Source organism: Paenibacillus sp. P4_E11, assembly GCF_056401635.1.
In genome coordinates, this window is the sequence record NZ_JBFUIX010000006.1 from 13994 (window position 1) to 34136 (window position 20143).

The 20143-nt window shown below is 51.0% G+C and carries 16 protein-coding genes and 1 other annotated feature; of the genes, 1 reads left to right on the plus strand and 15 read right to left on the minus strand.

The genetic code is table 11. The features are described 5' to 3' along the window. Window positions 1-59 precede the first annotated feature (59 nt). From AC1DWB_RS04215 to AC1DWB_RS04260, 10 genes are all read right to left on the minus strand, one after another. Window positions 60-2171, minus strand: coding sequence for a tail fiber domain-containing protein (locus tag AC1DWB_RS04215; RefSeq protein WP_477539782.1), 2112 nt, complete (start codon window positions 2169-2171; stop codon window positions 60-62). 21 nt (window positions 2172-2192) lie between these two features. Beyond that, window positions 2193-3128, minus strand: coding sequence for a nucleoside hydrolase (locus AC1DWB_RS04220; protein ID WP_477539783.1), 936 nt, complete (start codon window positions 3126-3128; stop codon window positions 2193-2195). 26 nt (window positions 3129-3154) lie between these two features. Beyond that, entirely contained in the window at window positions 3155-5503 is a 2349-nt protein-coding gene (locus AC1DWB_RS04225; RefSeq protein WP_477539784.1) for a helix-turn-helix domain-containing protein, read from the minus strand. 30 nt (window positions 5504-5533) lie between these two features. Further along, window positions 5534-6661, minus strand: a complete 1128-nt coding sequence (locus AC1DWB_RS04230) for an exo-alpha-sialidase (protein ID WP_477539785.1) — start codon at window positions 6659-6661, stop codon at window positions 5534-5536. After that, window positions 6658-8208: an extracellular solute-binding protein gene (locus tag AC1DWB_RS04235; RefSeq protein WP_477539786.1), complete on the minus strand. Its 1551-nt coding sequence runs from the start codon at window positions 8206-8208 to the stop codon at window positions 6658-6660. The genes AC1DWB_RS04230 and AC1DWB_RS04235 overlap by 4 nt, the downstream gene beginning before the upstream one ends. 47 nt (window positions 8209-8255) lie before the next feature. After that, complete coding sequence (locus AC1DWB_RS04240; protein ID WP_477539787.1) at window positions 8256-9134, minus strand: carbohydrate ABC transporter permease; 879 nt, start codon at window positions 9132-9134, stop codon at window positions 8256-8258. 13 nt (window positions 9135-9147) lie between these two features. Continuing rightward, a complete protein-coding gene (locus AC1DWB_RS04245; RefSeq protein ID WP_477539788.1) occupies window positions 9148-10050 on the minus strand; it encodes an ABC transporter permease in 903 nt (300 codons plus the stop codon). Window positions 10051-10235: 185 nt separating this feature from the next. Further along, window positions 10236-11537 carry an ABC transporter substrate-binding protein gene (locus AC1DWB_RS04250; RefSeq protein WP_477539789.1) on the minus strand — a complete coding sequence of 434 codons (1302 nt, stop codon included), beginning with the start codon at window positions 11535-11537 and terminating at the stop codon, window positions 10236-10238. Between the two features lie 48 nt (window positions 11538-11585). Continuing rightward, on the minus strand, window positions 11586-11717 hold the full coding sequence (locus AC1DWB_RS04255) for a hypothetical protein (protein WP_477539790.1): 132 nt from the start codon (window positions 11715-11717) through the stop codon (window positions 11586-11588). A gap of 272 nt (window positions 11718-11989) precedes the next feature. Beyond that, window positions 11990-12130, minus strand: a complete 141-nt coding sequence (locus AC1DWB_RS04260) for a hypothetical protein (RefSeq protein WP_477539791.1) — start codon at window positions 12128-12130, stop codon at window positions 11990-11992. Between the two features lie 404 nt (window positions 12131-12534). Here AC1DWB_RS04260 and AC1DWB_RS04265 point away from each other — a divergent pair, with 404 nt between their 5' ends. Next, window positions 12535-12744 (plus strand): tyrosine-type recombinase/integrase, encoded by a 210-nt coding sequence (locus tag AC1DWB_RS04265; RefSeq protein ID WP_477539879.1) that lies wholly within the window; start codon window positions 12535-12537, stop codon window positions 12742-12744. Between the two features lie 230 nt (window positions 12745-12974). Continuing rightward, window positions 12975-13237, minus strand: a binding site (T-box leader). Window positions 13238-13688: 451 nt separating this feature from the next. Here AC1DWB_RS04265 and AC1DWB_RS04270 read toward each other — a convergent pair. From AC1DWB_RS04270 to AC1DWB_RS04290, 5 genes are all read right to left on the minus strand, one after another. Beyond that, entirely contained in the window at window positions 13689-15002 is a 1314-nt protein-coding gene (locus AC1DWB_RS04270) for an ABC transporter substrate-binding protein (protein WP_477539792.1), read from the minus strand. Further along, a complete protein-coding gene (locus AC1DWB_RS04275) occupies window positions 14999-16576 on the minus strand; it encodes a response regulator transcription factor (protein WP_477539793.1) in 1578 nt (525 codons plus the stop codon). The genes AC1DWB_RS04270 and AC1DWB_RS04275 overlap by 4 nt, the downstream gene beginning before the upstream one ends. Continuing rightward, on the minus strand, window positions 16573-18369 hold the full coding sequence (locus tag AC1DWB_RS04280; protein ID WP_477539794.1) for a sensor histidine kinase: 1797 nt from the start codon (window positions 18367-18369) through the stop codon (window positions 16573-16575). The genes AC1DWB_RS04275 and AC1DWB_RS04280 overlap by 4 nt, the downstream gene beginning before the upstream one ends. 87 nt (window positions 18370-18456) lie before the next feature. Continuing rightward, window positions 18457-19290 carry a carbohydrate ABC transporter permease gene (locus AC1DWB_RS04285; protein WP_477539795.1) on the minus strand — a complete coding sequence of 278 codons (834 nt, stop codon included), beginning with the start codon at window positions 19288-19290 and terminating at the stop codon, window positions 18457-18459. Next, window positions 19290-20132 (minus strand): carbohydrate ABC transporter permease, encoded by an 843-nt coding sequence (locus AC1DWB_RS04290; RefSeq protein WP_477539796.1) that lies wholly within the window; start codon window positions 20130-20132, stop codon window positions 19290-19292. Before AC1DWB_RS04290 ends, AC1DWB_RS04285 begins: the two co-directional genes overlap by 1 nt. Between the last annotated feature and the right edge of the window lie 11 nt (window positions 20133-20143).

The following is a 20143-nucleotide window of genomic DNA, read 5'->3' on the forward strand; positions in this document are numbered from 1 at the left end:
CCTTCTCCGCGCGCCGGCGGATGAATCCGCCGGCGGCCGTATGTGGTTCGTCTGCCTTGTTAACGCGACTTCAGAATCTCTATTTCTAGTTTCAGCTCGTTCACTTTGTACGAAAGCTCCTGTACGGCTTTAATAAGAGGGGAGATGAACTCCTCGTACCTTAACCCTTGTTTCTTCGACTTGGAGTCCTCTATCCAGCCGGCGAAATCGCCTACGCCGAGCTCTGCTATCGCTCGCTGTACATCCTGTGCGATCAATCCGTAATGAGTCCGTTTCAAGCCAGCCGTCACGTCCTCGTCTTTGAGCCGGTAAGAGACCGGACGAAGCGCGTTGACAAAAATCAATCCAAGGTCGCTCTCACGAATATGTTCCTTATCACGCGCGTCCGACGTCACGATCGTGGGCGAACCTGCGTATATCGTACTCCAACGGTTCGTCATCGAGCCCAGCGAATAGACATTGTCGTCGATCGGCAAAATCTGCTTCGTCTGAACGGAGGGGCCGTTCATATAAAACTCGTTCGCCCGCCATTCCATCCGATTGACGGACATCGACGATCGGGTGACGATTTCGTAATCGACAGGTCCTCCGTCCGCATCATTCTGAATTTGGCGTCCCAACGTTCCGTCACCGACGGTCAACTTCCAGTTTTTCTGATCGACCGCCCCATCGGTTTCCCGCATGACAAGGAAAGGCTGCCTGCTTTCGAGCTGCAAATCCTTTTGCACCAGATTAATCCGGCTTTTATCCACCGTACCATACTCGTATTTCGTCCAGCCGACAGAGAAATTATGAGTCCCGATCGTAATGTCCCTCGTATTGTTCTGAAAACTGAAGCCGATTCCTGAAGTACCCAGGAAACTGGTGCCGTCGAACACAATCAGCGGGCAATTGTCCAAATAGATGCCGTAGGTCAGGCTAAGTCCTGGAATCAGGCCGTTGCAGCATAACCCGCCTGAATTTTGAAAATGAAATCCGTATAGCTTGCCGGAGAACTTGGTTACGCTCGTATCCGCTTGTACGCGAATGTTGCTGATCCAGGACTTGGTTACCGTCTCGAACTTGAACCCATACCAGTCTCCGCCATGATCGTAACCGGATTTGTGCCGGCTTACGGCAACGTCGTGAACCGCCGTCCAGGCCCGATTGTTCAAATGCAAACCGACCCGCTGTGCGTTAAGCAGACAATCGTGAATGCGCCCTTCCGAGAAAATGGTGGTACCCGTCGAAATAATCCCCTCATACGAGTGTGCAATATCCACATGCGAGATGAAGAAGAAGGCGCGATCGCCGATCTCGATTCCCCTCTTGACCCCGTGAGTCGTAATCGCGTTTACTCTGGCCGTGAGAATGGCGCCTGCCGCGGACAGCTTCAGGAAGGTGTGGTTGGGCTGTGTTTGCGGATCCGCGGTAGTCACATATACGCCGACCGCATCGATTTGCTCGATATAGGCCCCCCAGCAATCGCCGAGCCGAATGTACGTTTCCCATCCGAAATCGTAGACGAAACCGGTGGGGATCCCCTGCCGCTGATCCCCTCGGAACTCCAGACCTCGGAAGAAATAGCGGACCCGGTGCGTGAAATAGAGACTGTTGTCGACAGGGGTCACGATCCCGTATCGGCCATGCGCTCCCTTGCAAACCAAGGTCATGTGCTCGACCCCGCCCTCACGGCCGGATTCCGCCACCGCCTGGAACACGATTCCATCCAGGTCCGCCATATTATCGAAAATAATCGAAGTCCTCCCGCTGCCTTCCCCGATCAACCGGATCAGCGGGACGGTCAAGGTGCTTGTAATCCGATACGATCCGGCAGGGAACCAGACATTTCTGCCGTTCGATCCGTTTAATGCCTGCTGAATCGCTGCCGTGTCATCCGTCGTACCATCCCCAACCGCGCCATAATCGCGAACGTCGATCAATTCGTTCTTTTTAAGGTGAGCAGCGGGTGATTTATAAACCGCATCCGTTACCGTGCCCTCTTTTGCAAAAGCGGAGGGCAATCCTCCCCTCCACAACTCCCCTGCAGCAATCGCGGCTCCCGCGATCCCGAGTCCGCTCAGAAACTCCCTTCTGCCGATCGGTTTCTGCCTGTTTGGCGCGTCTTCCGTCTCCACCTGTGAATCAACCGGTTCCAATTGCCGATTCTTATCCTGATCTTCGTTCACCATAAATCCTCCCAAGGTTCGGCCTTATCTATGATTGGACAAGGCGTGAATTTTTCGATACAAATCCCCAAAAATTCGATCCCGACTCACGGAGGTCGCGCAACGGATGAAATGTCGGCTCGAATCGAAGCTCCATCGGCAACTATCATGCTTTGTAAGGACCGGGCTGTGCACCAATTGGGTCGGAACCCGGCTCGGATCCACCAGCCAGGCAACGGCGGCCAGATCCCATATGACCCGCGAATAAGCGAAGTGGTCCTCGCGGCATTGCTCCAGCGTTTGGTACAAATAATTTCCGATCGGACCGTATCCTTTCAGATACCGCTCCGTTTCCGCCAGCGTCGTCAGCAGCTGCGAAGATACGCCCTGGCATGGAATCCATACTAGGGGTACGCCGCTGTCGAAGAGGATGCGGGAAGCATGCACGTCCTGACGAAGATTGAACTCGTGAGTGTTGGACCAGTTCAGAGCATGCCCTCCGAGCCAGACGACCACGATTTTCTCGCGTATCCGGGAATCGATCAGAATGGCGGAGGCTACGTTCGTAATGGCTCCGATCGCGACCACGTACAGCGGATCATCCTCTGGCGAGGCTAAAGCTCGATCGATCAAATCGGACACCGCAGCGCTGTGAACCGGCGTCGAAGCATCCGGAAGGAACCGGTCGGATCCTTTGAAGGCAAAGCCCGCGGACGATCTTCCGAACAATCCGAGAATCCGCTCAATCTCCTTGTAGCTCTTCTCCATTCCGTCTCCCGGACCGCTCGACATGGCATTCTCGAACGGTGCGGCGTAAATAGCCTCGATCTCAAGACGTTCCGGTGAGGCGAGCGCGTATGAGACGGCAAATTGATCGTCAATTTCGTTATAAGTGTCCGTATCGAGCACCATCCGCACCTTGCCGGACGGCGGCTCCAATCGTTTCAATAAGTTGTCAGCGGCTAGCAGCGAATACGTCATTCAGTAGCACCTCCGAACCTGTCATATTATGAATCAGTAAGTCCGCCGAATTTTCCCAATTCCGCTTCTCGGTAGCTTTGCGGCGCGACCCCTTCCGTTTTCTTGAATATCCGCAGAAACGTCGTCCGGCTGTGAATACCGACGCGTTCCGCGATGTCTGCGATAGACAGATCCGTATTAGCCAGAAGCTGCTTAGCTTTATTGACCCGAACCCTACTCAAATACTGGGTGATATTCATTCCCGTCTTCTCTTTAAACAACCGCGATACATATTTCGGGGAGAAACCGAGCCGATCGGAAATGCTCTCCAGGTACAGATCGCGGTCGTACTCCGATTCGATCATGTCCGTTATCGCGGCGACAAGCATATTCGTCTTGTAAGCTTGCTGTCGCTTCTGCAGCTCTTCGGCAAGGAGCTCGAAGAAGGAAAGCAGTTCTGCCTTCCGGCGTTCGATGTTCGGCGACCAATCTTCGGGATCTCCAAGCAGCCGGTGCCGCTCCTCCTTCACCATTCGCTCTCGTTCAAGTCCCTGTTCCATGACGAAGCGCAGCCCTGTCCGGTACACATCCGTGATCAGAACACGGAACTCATGGGACGACATGCGGCTTTCCTGCTGCTGCAGGTATTGCCCGATCTTCTCCTTAAGCGCGGCGTCCCCGGCCTTAAGCAGGTTAAGCAGCTTGATCTCATCGGTAAATGTGTAGATCACGTTGGGACGAATATCGAGACGCTCATACTCGATGATTTCACAATCCCGGTTCCCCTTCTGATGCTGCAACGCGGCGATCGCTTCCTTGTACGATTCGCCTATCCCTTTCACGCCTTCATGAACGCCACCTATCCCCACATGCAGAATACAGTAGCGCAAATCGAACTGGAACGTCTGCATCAAGCTATCCATCGCTTTACGCAGACGTGCTTCCTCTTCCCCGTTCCCGTCCGAATCGATGATGCACACGTAGAGATGCCGGGTGCATTCCACCACGTGCAAGCGAAAGTGCTTGTTCAGAAAGCTCATGATCAGCTTCTTCAGCTTGCTCCAGATCACAATCCGATCCTCGTCGCGAATTTGTTCGTAGAAGGCGTCCTTGAATTGAAAGTGAATGCCGCAGCAGCGGTACCGGTTCCCGGCAAAGCCGAGCCGGTCCTGCAGCATCCGGTGAAGCTCGGCTTCGTTCGGGCTCTCCTTATCCTTCATCAAGTGCAGCAGTGCTTGATCCATATAATCCTGCCGTACGATATTCAATTTCCGCTCGGTCGTCTGGTTATGCCGGACCAAGCGCCGGATGCCGATGCCGATCTCGTCGAATTCATCGGCAGCATGCTGGGGATCGTCATGCATGTCGCGGGAATCGACTAGCGCGTCCTTGATCCGCTGAATAGGCGTATACAGCTTGTAGGTGAAAATGAAGGAAAACAGCAGTCCGATGACGACGAGCACCAAACAGATCACGACAATCATCCGCAGGATGCCGCTCGCTTGCCGATTGAACTCGCTAACCGGCGTCAAGGCGTAAAGCTTCCAACCGAACAGAGCGGATTGAACATAGGAAGCGATATAGGCGACCTGACCTATCGACAGCTCCTTACTACTGGATCCATCGGTAGGAAATGCTTCGGTCAGCTTGTGGATGAGAACACTTTGCTGCTCCGTGTCGCTCTCCGGGCCGAATACGACGCGGCCGGAGCCGTCCATCGCTACGAACTGCGTTGAGGGGAAAGGAGCGAAGCCCTTCAGCTTATCCCGCAAGGCATCGACAGAAATGTTGGCTACGAGCACCGCATTGTAGCCCCGCACGAGCCGGCCGATCAATACCGGCACGACCCGTTCCTCGGACTGGCTCATCTGCAGGGTCGTCGGCTCCATAATGTCCATCACCCGATCGGACCGGTTCATCTTCTTCCAATATTCCGTTCCGAAGCCCTCGTACTTGGCGGTCCGCTTGAAATACCCGTCGAAATCGTCAATTCCCGAGGTGGTATAAACGATCTCATGATCGATGAATACGGCCAGGTTGTCGGCAAGCCCGGTCAGGACGGTTCCGGTGCGCTTCAGGCTTTGCAAAATATCCAGCAAATTCGCGCGATCCTCAATCGAATACTGATCGTTCGGCTTTAGCAGCCTGCTGACGGATGACTCGCTAAAAAAACTGAAGCCCGCCTCCTGAACGGTCCGCAAGTGAACGTCCAGCTGACCTGCGGATAGTTGCAGACTCATCCTGGTGTTCGCGGCAAAGTCATGCTTATATTTACTGACAAAATTGGCGTACGTCACGATGCCGATAATGACAATCGGAATCAGGAGGGACAAAAAATAAAGCAGAATTTTATAATAGAGCCGATTAGAAGGCACCAGTTGTTTGATCCGCATCATCGTTGTTCCCTCCAGACGATATTTGAACATCTATATCGTATCGATTGGTATGCGTATAGCGTAAACGCTTTCTTTGCAAATCGAGTATATCACGTGCAAATATCCGTCATGCACCAGCGTATGGGGATAGCCATAGTCCCCGCCTTTGTACATGCCAGGGAACAGCCTTTCGCCGGGCTCGTTCTTCAGAATGTAATGACGATCGAACCGCATTCCGTCGCGGGACAGCGACAGAACGAGCGGGTTTCGGCTTCCCTTGGGCTCCGGATCAGGCGTTCCGACATAGTAGATTGTTCCGTTCGGCAGACGCCCGAAATGAAACTTGCTGTTGTTGTCAGTAAAGCCGGTCGGCAGCGGATTCGACCAGGTTTCTCCATCGTCGGCGCTTCGTGTCACCCAGAGCCGGCGGGAATTGCTTCTCAGCAGCATGTGGATGATACCTTCCTCCGTCTGATAGAACGACCCTTCGCACAAGCCGACCGGCCATCCGCGGGCTTTCTGCACCAGCCAGAACCCCTCCGAGTCGTCGCACACCGTCTCCGCCATGTCGGCAGGATGCAATCCCGACGGAACCCACCCGCGCAAACCCTCCGGATCGTCGGTATAGGGGAACAGAATGTTGCCGCTGATGATCAGCCTGCCCGAAAGCGTCGCCTGCGGTCCGTGATTGGGAACGATCGGCACCTGCATGGAAATCGGCTCGCTCCAGTGTTTGCCGTCCGTTGTTGTAATCGCATACAAGGATGTATCCATATGGCCTTGATCACCGGCTTTGCGCATACCGTTCTCCAGATGCTCCGGCTTATACTCGTATTGCCCGAAATAGACGACGAGCGTTTCGCCGGTTTGGAGAAATCCCGCCGCCGTCAGCACCAGCTCCGAATGCTTGCCCCGAGTCGTATCCACTAGCGGGAACGGATCAGACCAATGTAGAAAGTCATCCGATACGGCCATAAGAACCCGCTGCCCGGCATCATCCTCATTGGTTTTACCGTTCGACCAAATGGCATAAAATTGCTCTTTGAAGAAGGTGATATGAGGATGATGCGAATAAGTCCAGGCTCCTTCGCCATCCGGCTTATAGACGGCTACGGTCTCGGTACACAGCTTGGGACGCTTCCTGTCATTTCCGACGTTGGAAATCGGCGCTTCCGTCATTTTTTAACCCTGCCCGACGCCGTATTATAGATTTTCTCAAGCTCCGGAACCCCGTTCTCGTTAAGCGACTTGACAAACGCATCGAACTCGGAAAGCGGCTTTGCGCCCATAATGAATTTCACGACATCCGCAGTAATCGGGCTCAGCTTGGAGTTGATTTGCTTGATCTGTTCGTTTTCATCATCCGTAAAAGGCGGCTTCAGAGACGGCGCGCGAAATTTGGAGCCCGGATCCTTTGCGATCTGCTCGGCCCAACGGACGAGATCCGGATTGGAAACCTGGATGATCGGAGTCTCATCCACGTGAGGCGCCTGGCTCAAGTAGCCCGCTCCCAGATCGGAAAGCATCGCCCGGGCTGGGTCGGCGGACGTCTTGTATTTATCCAGCACGCTGCTCATGATTTTAGGCTTGCCGTTTACGAGCTCGTACGTTTCACCCAAAATCCCGAAATTCGCCACCTGAGCTCCTTCATCGCTGTACAACCAGTCGTAGAATCGGACGACAGCAGCCGGATCCTTGACCTTCGCACTAATTGCGTACAGCTCCGAAATCCATCCCGGCTGATAGGCGAACCCGCGTACCTTGCCCTGGCTGTTCGTGAAATACGGGAGCAAATCCAGCATAGCCCCTTTATCGGTCTGCTGCAGCGCCTGATTGAAATTGACGGCAAAGGTATTGTTATCGAAATAGAAGAACGCTTTGCCCGAGCTCAGCTTCTCCGTCCATTTCTGCTGCGTATTGACGGCGAAATCGGGATCCAGCAGCTTTTCGTTGAACAGCTTGTTGAGATAGGCCAGCACTTCCTTGAACTGGGGCTTATTCGTCCCGTATACATACGACCCGCCCTGTACATCCGGGTCGAAGTACATCCCATAGCCGCCTCCCCAGCCGAAGGCAACCGCATCCAGGAAGGTGCTCATCCCTCTCGCGGTCCAGGGCGTCGAGTCCGGGTAAGCTTCCTTGAGCTTTTTTAGCGCCTGGTACAGCTCGTCAAAGGTCGATGGAGGCTTGATATTCAGCTTTTTCAGCAAATCGGTGCGGATCATCGGAGCTTTTCCGGCTGTCAGAGGATTTTGCTCCGTAATGGGAAACCCGTACAAATTGCCGTCGATCAGCAGCTTGTTCGTTTCGGGAAATTCCACCAGCCGTTTCTTCAAATTCGGAGCCTGATCCAAATATGGGGTGATGTTCAGGAAGGCGCCCATTCTGGCGTATTGATTAATATCGTTCTGGTTGACCAAGATAATATCGGGAATATTGTTGGTCCCGATCAGCACCTGCTTTTTATCGTTGTAATTGCTCGCCGGAACGCTCTCCACCTGAAGCTTGACGCCCGTTTTCTTCGCGATTTCCTTCAACACCGGCGTATCCTGCTTCACCGCCTGTGACGGATGCTCGTACCGGATCATCTTCAACGTCATTTCTTTAGGCGCTTGCGGGGAATCGGTCGATTCCGAGCCCGGCTTCGCACCCGAGCATCCTGCCACCAACGTAACCGCCAACACCGCTCCGATCGCCGTACTCATCCTCTTTCTCTTGACTTGCACGCGAACACCTCCGTTTTTTCATTGTAACAGCTTTCCATTCTGACGTTCTACCCTTTCAAGGAACCGATCATCACCCCCTTAATGAAATACTTTTGGATAAAAGGGTACACGGCAACGATCGGCGCCACCACAATCATGATGACCGCATACTTGATGTTCGTGGACGTGACCGCAGCATACGGGCCGCTAAGCTCCTGGCTCTGCTCCGACATTTGACCCATGACGACGATGTTGCGCAGCAAAATTTGCACCGGGTACTTCGCTTTTTCATCCAAATAGATCAAAGCGGAGAAGAAGCTGTTCCAATGGCCGACGGCATAAAACATCGAGATGGTCACGATGATGGGCAGCGAGAGAGGCAAGACGATGCGAAACAGGACCCAAAACTCATGTGCCCCGTCGATTCGCGCCGACTCGAACAGCTCGTTCGGAATCCCTTGGAAAAACGTCCGCATCACGATCATATTCCAGGCGCTGATCGCCCCCGGCAGGATCAGGGCCCACATCGTATTAATCAGATGCAGTTGCTTGACCAGCAAGTAGCTCGGGATCAATCCCCCGCTGAAAAACATCGTGAACACGATCATGAGCGTGAAGAAGCCTCTCCCGTAAAAATCTCTCTTGGACAGCGGATAAGCGCAAAGAATCGTACAGCCTAAATTGATCATGGTGCCTACTACCGTATACAATATCGTATTTCCGTAAGCCCGAATGATCGCGGAATCATGAAGCAGCAGCCGATACGTGTCGAGGTTCATGCCGCGAGGCCAAAAGCTGATATCGCCCCGCATAACGATATGCCCGTCACTGATGGAAACAATGAAAATGTAGTACAACGGATACAAAGTGATGAACATCAATCCAAGCATGAACATCACGTTGATGGTATCGAACGTCCGTGAACCTAAGCTTTGACGAATTTTCACCGGCTGCCCCCCTTTACCATAAACTCGTCTCGCTTACTTTCTTACTTAGCCTGTTGGCGACGGTCAGGAACAACAGGGCGATCACAGAGTTGAACAAGCCGACGGCCGTTGCGTAGCTGAAATCGCTCGAAATCAGTCCGCGTCGGTAAACATGCAGTGAAATCACATCGGATGTGGGCTGATTGGAGCCGTTGGACAGCAGCAGCACTTTTTCGAACGACACGTGCAAGACTGCCCCGATATTAAACAACAGCAGGATAATAATCGTCGGAGCGATACCGGGAAGGGTGATGTACAAAACTTGCTTCCAGCGATTGGCTCCATCGATCGTAGCCGCCTCGTACAGCTGCGGATCCACCGCGGTCAGGGCAGCTAAATAGATAATGGAACCCCAGCCGATCCCCTGCCAGATTTCTGAGGTGATATAAATCGTACGGAACCATTCCGGCAGCATCAGGAAGTGGATGCCTTCAACCCCGAACAGACCGATAAACTGGTTGACGATCCCATCGTACGCCAGGAAATTGACGATAATCCCCACCACGACCACGGTGGATAAGAAGTGCGGCAAATAACTGACCGTTTGGACGAATCGTTTAAACACCTGATGCCTCAGCTCATTAAGCAACAGCGCCAGAATGATCGGGGCCGGGAACGAAAACACAATATGATAGACCCCGAGCAGCAGCGTATTACGGAGAAGCCTGAAGAAGTAAGGATCGGTTAAAAATTGCCTGAAATACTTCATCCCCACCCAAGGGCTCTCAAACACGCCTTGAAACACGTTGAACTTCTTGAAAGCGATCACAATCCCGAATAAGGGGATATAGTGAAATACAACGAAATAGACGAACGGAATCAAAAACATGGCGTAGTAGTACTTGCTTTTCAAAATGGATTTGACGATGGCCCTCACTTCCTCCCGGCTTCTGCTATGTGTGATCAGGCACCATTCCCACAGATCCGAAATGTGCCGACGGGTTCAGTATAGGCGTGGAACATAAGATTTGCGATGACCACTCTGGTCTTCGCTGCTCCATTTTTCCACCTTGAAACCATGATTCAGCTTTCACCCGGTTTAAGCTCCATGATCATCGCCGCCTATTTCTTCTTGCTGTCAAGGAACAGATTGATTTTTTCTTCCGCTTCCCTTAACGCAGTATTGATATCCTTACCATCAAAGAAATCCTTAAAGCTTTGCATCACGACTTTATAAGCGTCTGTGTTGATTTCTTCATATTGAGAATAGATCGGCGACGGGATGGCATGGCTTTTGAAGAACGCTCCAACATTTTTCCCCTGTAGGAAAGACATGTCGGCTCCCAATTGCTTTTTAATATCTTGATTTTTTAAAGACGATATTCTGGCCGTCGTTCTTGTGCTTAACGTTTGGACCTCGTCGGACGTGATAACCTCGATCACTTTCATGGCCTGTTCCTTGTGGCTGCTCGTCTTAGTAATGGCAACCACATGAGAAGCGACGTGACCGCTAACGTTCGGCTTCTCTTTGAAGCTCGGATATTGCACAATATCCCAATTCAGCCCTTTATTCCCGGCATCCTCCAAGCCTTGGCTCAATAAATTGTTCGTGGCAAGCATGGCGATATTTTGATTTCGGAGAAATGCAGGCTTTGACCCGTAGGCCAGCAAGTTTTTCGGTGTATTATTGGGGACGGAATAAATGGCTTTGGCCGTCTCGAACACCCTTCTCCACGGGTCGGTATTGATCGTTGCTCGTAACGTCTTCTGATCGATATACGTGATCCCGAAAGCACCCCGCAATCTCATAATCGTTTCCATTTCGAGCCCAAAGTACTGGGTTCCATTATCGCTATGAGACAGTTTTTTGGCTAATTCGATTGCGTCCTCCCACGTCATCCCATCCTTCGGATAAGGTACACCTCTCCGGTCAAAAATGTCCTTGTTGTAAAATAGAGCGCTTAAGTCCTCCGAAAAAGGGAGTGCAAACAATTCGCCTTTGTCCGAGATCGCTTTCAAAGAATCAATGACAACCGGCTCGAAGCGCGTCAGATCCACTTTATTCTTTGTGACGAGGGGCGTTAGATCGTAGAGCAGATCGTATTCCTTGTAAAGAGGCAGACCGCCGTTCCATGAGTAGAGCAAATCCGGTATTTGTCCCGCGGCAACAAGCTCTTGAATCTGAGTGCCTTTACCCGGTTTTACGACCTCGATCGAGATGTATGGATATTTCTTCTTGACCGGTTCGATAATCAAGTTGTTAATATCCTGGTCAATAATGGGAACGCCGATAAACAATTTCAAGGTAACATCAGACGTAGGAGTCGGTTGTTCGGCACCCTTGGTGTCAGCCTGCCGGCCTCCTCCGCTACATCCGGCCAATGCGAAAATCAATGCGAGAATAATCCATTTTTTGATATCCATAACGTCCACCTTTCTGCCTGTATCGGCATCATCGTGTAAGACTGTCGATTAGGATCGCGGAGCTGAACGAGCCGTTCGATGTGTGAAGAGGCAGCTCCAATGCATGTTCGCAGACAACTCCCGTTCCTGCACATTGACTTTGGCCGACAGCTTCTGCACCGCCTTAATGAGCTGCGCCACGAATTCCTCACATCGTGGCAGAGCCGATCGTGCCGGTCTTCATTCGATTGATACGCATTGCACCCCTCCATTTTCTCATTGATCAATTTCACGTAACTTTAAAACGCTTAATGATTTCAAGGAAAGCTTCGGTCTTATCCTTTCAGGGAACCGATCATCACCCCCTTCGTTGACGTAACGGCCGCATAAGGCCCGCTTAGCTCCTGGCTTTGCTCCGACATCTGCCCCATAACGACAATATTCCGGAGCAATATTTGCACAGGGTACTTCATTTATTCGTTCAAATAAATCAGCACCGGGAAAAAGCTGTTCCAATGGCCGACCGCGAAAAACATCGAGATCGTGGCGATAATGGGCAGCGACCGCGGAAGCACGATCTTCCACAAAACAACCCATTCGTTCGCTCCGTCCATACGCGCCTATTCGAACAGCTCATTCGGGAGCCCTTGGAAAAATGTCCGCATCACAAACATATTCCACGCGCTGATCGCACCGGGGATAACACGATGATTTTCGCGTCCGACTCAGTATCCGGTTCGTCTTTACACTCATTATAGGAGCAGCCATCGGCGTTTCCCATCACCATCCGGGTCTCCGGAGATCCAATTCTCCACCGCTCGCATGATTCAATTTTCCACCATGATTCATTTATCCGCTATATATGAAGGCCGCAGCAGGCCTTCTGTTGCCCATATGCTTTTTTCGTGCTCCGGGTGAATAAAGGAAGCTTCAGTTCGCGCTGTTCAAGCAGGCTGACGCTTGTCATTACCGTCCTGAGGTACCGGACAGACAATGGATCATGCCGTTGTTGTTTTGCATGCTTTACGGTTGCGGTCTACGGGTCTCAGAGGCACTCCATTTGAAATTACGGGATGTGGGTCTGGAATTCGGCGTACTAACCATTCTGGATGGGAGGTTTAACAAAGACCGACTCGTCCCACTCTCTAAGGAGTTACTGGAGCGATGCCATGCGTATATACAATTTAAATGGTGCATCCATGATGGTTGGAAGGTGCTCGATATATAATGATTTAGAGATTAACGGGAATTTATCCGGGTGTTGCTTGGTAGAAAGAATCGTGCCTATTCCGAATTTTTGTTTTCCGTAACGGTTTCAACCTGATAGGTTGGATAAGCAGCGTTCATTTCATAATAGTTCTCGGGTTTCTCGATAGATAACACATCTAGCAAAGGGAGATGTTTCCAAACATCACCTTTAACCAACAACAAAAAAAATCCCACCCCCAAGACGTTAGTCTCAGGGACGAGATTTGTATACTCGTGGTACCACCACAGATTCGCTAATATGTCGCCATATTCGCCTCTTCAAGTACGGCATTACCATATAATGCTTATACCCTAGCTCTGTAACAGGAGCTCTTGACACATCATCCCCTAAGATCGCGTTCCGATGCGTTGCTCTGAGGTTTTTTTCAAAAAACAACTCTTTACTCCTTTTCAGCTAACGGAGCTCTCTGTGAAAGAATCCATTTACTTACTCTTCTCTTCATCGCATTTGAATATTGTGCTTATTTATCAGATCATCACCGTGTGGTAAACATATTTTTTGAACTTATCGAAAACTTAAACAATAAGCCTTGCGGAGCCAACTTGATATTCAAATAATCATAATCTAGTGGGTTCTGCTCCATTTGGTTTAACATTAATACCGCATTGCCGTAAAAACCAAGTGATTGATAAAAGCCCTTAGGAAGTTTATTACCCAGTTCTGATAAGGGGCGGGCTTGTCTTGTACCCACCAGAAGAATCCATTCCGCGGAGAAGTTTCATCAAGACAGCTCGGAGTCACATTTATAACAGCTTGTTCAAATATCGAACTAGGTAGTATTTGTTGTCCCTTATATTTCCCTCACCAATTTCAAAGAGGCCACCGAATAATGCGTAGCCGTTCATGTTCACCCTCAATTCCAACAGTAAATTGTTCAATGACCTCGGTAGTAGCGCGATACACTATGGCTTAATGGACCGATCCATGCCGTGAGTTGCCTGTGAATGCCAGATCTCCTGCAGCCGCGACAGTGTTCGGCCCTTGTCCAGACCGCCGCCAACATACTCCTGAAGCGGTGTCGCGAATTCCTGATTGGAACCGGACGGCCATAAAGCGTGAGCCCAAGGAATCGTCTGATTCCTTTCCACATAACCGGAGAGGTCTGCGGCTAACGGTCCCATATCTTCCGTCGTCTTCAAATCGGTGAATGCCGGAATGAACTTGAAAGAATCGACTAAGTATTTTTGGCCATTTTGGTGCAACCAGTTCAAAAACTTTTTACTCTCTTCAAGATGCTTTGATTTTTGATTCAATACATAATAGCCTGGTACGCCTACCGGTAATTTCGTTTCAGATGAATTGTCGCTAAGCGGGATGGCGAACATGCCCATCCGGAGGTTCGGGTTGATTTTGCGGATAGACTCGATGGTCCACACGCCTTGCTGCATCATCGCAGATTTGCCGGTCGCGAATTGGGACACCTGATCGTCATAGCTGACGCCGATCGAAGCCGTCCCTTTGCCGAATGCCAGAGTCATGTCCAATACATCGAAGAATCCGTTGATATTGGCCAAATTTGCGATTTTCTCATCGCCTCGGTTGATTTTGTTGATGAACGATAAGGGATCCTGCTCATAGGCAAACGGCAAATTAAACAAGTGCTGGCCAAGAATCCACCATTCTTTATACCCTTCGGCATAAGAGGTAATGCCTGCCGCCCTTAATTTCTCGTTTACCTGCCTAAGCTCAGTTAAAGTCGTCGGAATCTTGTCAATCCCGGCTTTGGCGAAGAGATCCTTATTATAAATAAAGCCGTATCCCTCAAATGACATGGGGAAGCCCAGCTTCCTGCCGTCTACCGTCATGCCCTGAACGGCGGAAGGAGATACTCGGTCCATCCAGGCTTCATTCGACAGATCGGCCAAATGACGCGACCAGTCCTGGATGTCGGTAAACGACTTGATAGAAAATATATCCGGTGCATCCCCGGACGCGAAGCTTGTGACCAAAGTAATATCGTAGTCCTTCAACACTTGCGCTTCGATCACAACATTCGGATGCTGCGCCATGTAATCCTTCGCCATTGCGAGTACTTGATCCGTAATTTCCGCTTTGAACTGAAGAAGCTTCAGGGTTGTCTTGGCCGGCTCCGTCTGATCTGGTACCGCGCCGCCAGCCTTGCCATCTCCGTTGCTGCCTACACTTGCTGCGAGGAATCCCCCCGCCGCGAGGACAAGAACGGTGCAGGCCATCAGAATCCACAGACTCTTTTTCATTTCAATGTCCCCTTTTGTTGTTCCTGTTTGCGAAATTGCAGAGGAGATAGACCGATTTGTTTCTTGAACACTTTGCCAAAGTAATTCTCATCGGAATAGCCCAGGGCAACGGATATATCTAGTGCCGACATTCCGGTGTGAATCAATAGCGATCTCGCCTTCTCGATTCGGAGTTCAGTGAGATAAGTAACTACGGTGGTGTTATAGACCTCTTTGAACTTTTTGGCAATGTATTGCGGACTGAAATGAAAGCGTTCGGAGAGGCTGGATAAAGAGATGTCCTCCTGATAATGTCCGTTGATATATTGCCGCATCGATTCAACCGCGTGATTACCGTTCCCTTCGTTGCCCGATTCCTCGATCATTCTCCACCATTGCTGCACGAGCAGCTTCTCCCACTCCTCCAAGTCGCTGATCCAGAGGGGCAAATACAGATCCGACATTTCCTTGCTGGATAGGCGGAACCGGCTCGCCCTCTCCAGCAGCAGATTGGCTTCCATGGTGCAAGCCTGCAGTTCTTTCAGGCTGAGATTTCCGCGCTCCCTGAGCTTCTCGACGAAGGAGCGAATAATCTCGGCCGCATAGGCCTTGTTTCCGCCTTTTACGGCCGCTTCCAACAAAATTTGCTGATCGGATAACCGCGGAGCGTCGCTAACCGGATTCGGATACTTCTCGGAACCCAGAACCATCGACCGCAAGAGTGATAGGCGTGCATCACCTACTGTAGCCGGTAAGTTGTCGACCGCCGCTCTAGCATCGGCTAAGCCTATAAATGTGGACATCCCGAGCGTTCGATGCCACGCCTCAGACAGCTTGCGAATATAACCCTTAATATCGAGAGATGGTACATCCCGTTCCTCACCGGATATGAGCAAAACCCATTGATACGGATCGAGCCGGCAGAAGTAATAAGATCCATAGGGCTTTAAGATTTCGTGGGCAATGTTGTTGATCGCGAACACGAACAACTCTCCGTCGCCGTCAAACCGGCCGTTGACCAGTTGGATCCGGTTTCGAGGCAGGATAAGGGCTACCCAGACACCTCCAATTGGATCGCCGAGCATGTATAGAAGGCTACGTATGCCCGGATGGAAGGGAACTTCCCCGTTCAAATAAGCAGCAAGCTTTTGCTCGTCCAGAAGGGCATCCACCTGCTTCAATCGGTACTCGGTCTCCCTGTTGCCGGTTTTGCTGGATTCATTCTCTCGCCATGCAGCCGATGCCCTCGCCAGCGCTTGCTCCAGATCGCTCTTCAGGAAAGGCTTGAGCAGGTAATCGACACCCCATGCCCGGATCGCCGCGCGGGTGTACTGGAAATCGTCATGCCCGCTAATGACGATGACTTGCGTCTCGCTGTTCTCCTCGCGAAGCAAACGGAGGAGCTCCGGTCCGTCCATCTTGGGCATGCTCATATCGCAAAACAGGATAGCCGGGTTATGCAGGCGAATGAGTTCTATGGCTTGTATGCCGTCCTCCGCCATCAGCCGTTCGCTGATCCCGAATTTCTCCCAATCGACGGACAACTCGATGGCTTCACGCACATGCTCTTCATCATCCACGATTAATGCTTTCACACAGGGCCCTCCTCAGGATTCAGGTGACTTGGTTGTTCTGGCAGCGGCCGATTTTGCGGTATTCGCAAAGTAATGACGGTGGTTTCATAGGGAACGCTGTGAATATCCCATGTGAAACCATGCTCATATCTCAAGCGGAGGCGTCCCAGTACATTAATCAACCCGATTCCCTGTTCGTGTCCAGCCGCAAGCTGCCGCCCCTCGTATTCCTTCATGATTCGCTCCATCGTCTCCGTGTCCATGCCCTTCCCGTTATCCATCACGCGAATGATCAGCTCATCCGCAAGTTCGATTCCGATGTGAATCGTGCCAGACCCATTGCCCCTCTCGATTCCATGGATGATGCTATTTTCCACCAAGGGCTGCAAGATCATTTTGGGAACTTCGATCTGAATCGCTCCCTCCGGGCATGACAGCGTATAGGACAGCCTGTTCTTGAACCGGCCGGTTTGAAGAGATAAGTAATGCTTGATGTGCTCGATTTCTTTTTGCAGCGGTACCGTTTCGGTGTTCAGATCCATGCTGTAACGCATAATAGAGCCTAGCTCGGCTATTTTATCATTAATCTCGGTCACGCCGTGGCGCAACGCGAGCGTTCCGATCGATTGCAAGGAATTGTATAGAAAATGGGGGTTGATTTGGGCCTGCAGCATCTTCAGCCTCGCCGTGGTTAATTCCAGCCGGCTGCGGTATTCCCGATTCATCAGCTCGTCCAACCCCTGAACCATGGAGTGGAAACGGTGCTCGAGTACCCCGAGCTCGTCTTCCCGGTCTGGGAAGGGCTGCATGTCGAAATTTCCGGATTGGACCTTGGCAATGCTTCGAACGAGTCTCCTGACAGGAGCGATCAGGAAATAGGACAACAGAAAGGCGCATACAAGCACGATAGCCGTCGTAAGTAACGGAATGACCAATGATTTCTTGAGCGCCTGATCGGCCGCTTCATTCACGACCGTGGAAGGGATAAATTTGACTAGCGTGAGCGGCATTCCTTTGAACTCGTCGGCAACGTAAATCATCACTCCGTTGCTGCCGCCCAACTCTACGTCGCGGAAACCGCGATTCCCGGTCACTCCCGCCAGCTCAACTGAGCTGTCCGAAGTCGCGATCCCATCCGATGAATAGAGCAGCTTCCGGTCTTGACGGATCGTCAGAAATACACGTTCCCCTGTGAAGTCTCCAGACTTGGAGAACGGCCCGATTAATCGCTTGAACACGTCCGGCCCCACATAAATGGAAACAACGCCGAGGAGGGTTGATCTCGGATAATCGATGATGGGCTGGTGGAAAGCAAGGTGCGTTTCCCCGTTTATCGAAACAACTTCATAGCCGTGAGTATCGGTCCAACCTGCTGGATCGGTTTCGGGAGTCGATCCTGCGTCCAAGTGGTAAGCTTCGCCCAACTGCAGGAATGCCGAATGGGTGAAGACATCCCCGGTCTGCGAGCTGATGAAGCGCACGGCGCGAAACTCCGGCCGTTCCTTGAGAATGCTGTATACCTGGTTGGAAATGTAAAGCCTCTGGTTGTAGTCGGCGGAAGCGTTCGATCTCAAATAACTCATCATGGTTGGATCATAATAGAAAGAAACGGATATTCGGATTAAGTCATCCAAATACCGCTTCAGGTAATACGTACTGTTGTCCATGGCATGCTGATTCAAGCTGATGACTTGGCTCTGAACCGAACTGGATGTCGTCCGATAAGAAATGGCGATGGAGACGGACAGCGGAATGATGGCCGAAATCAACATGCCGACGATCAATTTGGATAGCAGACTCTTCTTCAACCACATGAATGTCCTCCTGCAATTCTGAGTCCATGACCTTCAACTTGTATTATGAAGCAATAAGAAGGGAATTAACCGCGATCGGTGTCAGTATTAACCCTTAATAGCTCCTGCTACAACACCTTCGATTATATACCGCTGACAGAACAAATAGAAGATAACGACAGGCACAATGGCCAATACTAACATCGCCATCATGGCTCCCATATCGATTGATCCATATCCGCCCTTCAAATATTGAATGGCGATCGGAATGGTTTTGTATTCCGTCCCGATAACTAGATAAGGCATCAAATAGTCATTCCAGATCCACATCACGTTGAGGATGGCGACGGTAATCGCAATCGGCATCAGAATCGGGAATACGACTTTGAAGAACGATTGGATGGGACTGCCTCCGTCCATCATGACGGCTTCCTCGATCTCGATAGGAATGGACTTCACAAACCCGGCATACAAAAAGACGGATAATCCACACCCGAAGCCTAAATAGATGACAATAATCCCGAGCGGATTATCGAGGTGCAGCAGGTTGGCTGTCTTCGTCATCGTGAACATGACCATCTGGAACGGAACGATCATCGAAAAGATGAAGGCGAAGTACATTAGTTTGGTGAACTTGGTTTTCACCCGGGTAATATACCAAGCCGTCATGGCGGTCAGCCCGACTAGGACACCTACCGAGCATACCGTGATAAACAGGGACATCCCGAACGCGCTCACGAAATCTGTCTTGTCCAAGCCGCTAGTATAATTGTCCCAACCAATAAAGGTCGAGCTATCGGGAAATTGGAATGGTGTGTCGCTGATGTAGAACTTGCCTTTGAAGGAGTTCATCAGAACGATTAGAATCGGAGATAAAAACACGGCAACTGCAGCCAATAAAGCGATGAATATCATATTGTCTTTCACCGTTACTCTTTGCATCAATGCTCGATCTCCCTTCTTCTGGTGATAGTGAGCTGAACCACGGAGATGAGCACGACCAATAGGAAGAAAACGACTGCCTTCGCCTGTCCTACCCCTTCCCAGCCCGGCGTCCCGTAGAACGTATTGTAAATGTCCAGCGCCAACATCGTCGTCTGCTTGGAGGGCGCCCCCGCTGTTAAGGCAAGGTTCTGGTCAAACAACTTCAGTGAATTGGTCATGGTCAGAAACAAGCAGATCGTAATCGCAGGCATGATCATGGGAATCGTCACTTGACGGAGGATTGCAAGACGGTTCGCGCCTTCGATCTTGGCCACCTCTAACAGGTCCTTCGGGATGCCTTGGATGCCCGCGATGTAGATCACCATCATGTAGCCGATCATTTGCCAGCTCATCAGGACGACCAACCCCCAGAAGCCGTATTGGGCACTGAACGTCAACGTGACTTCGTATTTGAACAAGATTCCGTTCAGAATCAACTGCCAGATGTACCCCAAGACAATCCCGCCGATCAGATTGGGCATAAAAAATGCGGTTCTGAACAAATAGGTGCCTTTCCTCCCCTGGGTCAACAACATGGCAAGCAGGAAGGCCAGTACATTCACCGTTATGACGGATACGATCGTAAATTTCCCTGTGAACCACAGCGCATCTTGAAATTCTTGGTTCGAGAAGGCCTTGGTATAATTGCTTAATCCAACCCATGTGGCATCGTTCACCGTCGTGAATTCCGTGAAGGATAAATAGATACCCATAATAAACGGAATGAGAAAGACCGCCGTAAACGCCAGCAAGGTTGGAAATGCGAATAACATAAAGTATCTTTTCATAGATTTTTCCATAATGGATTCCC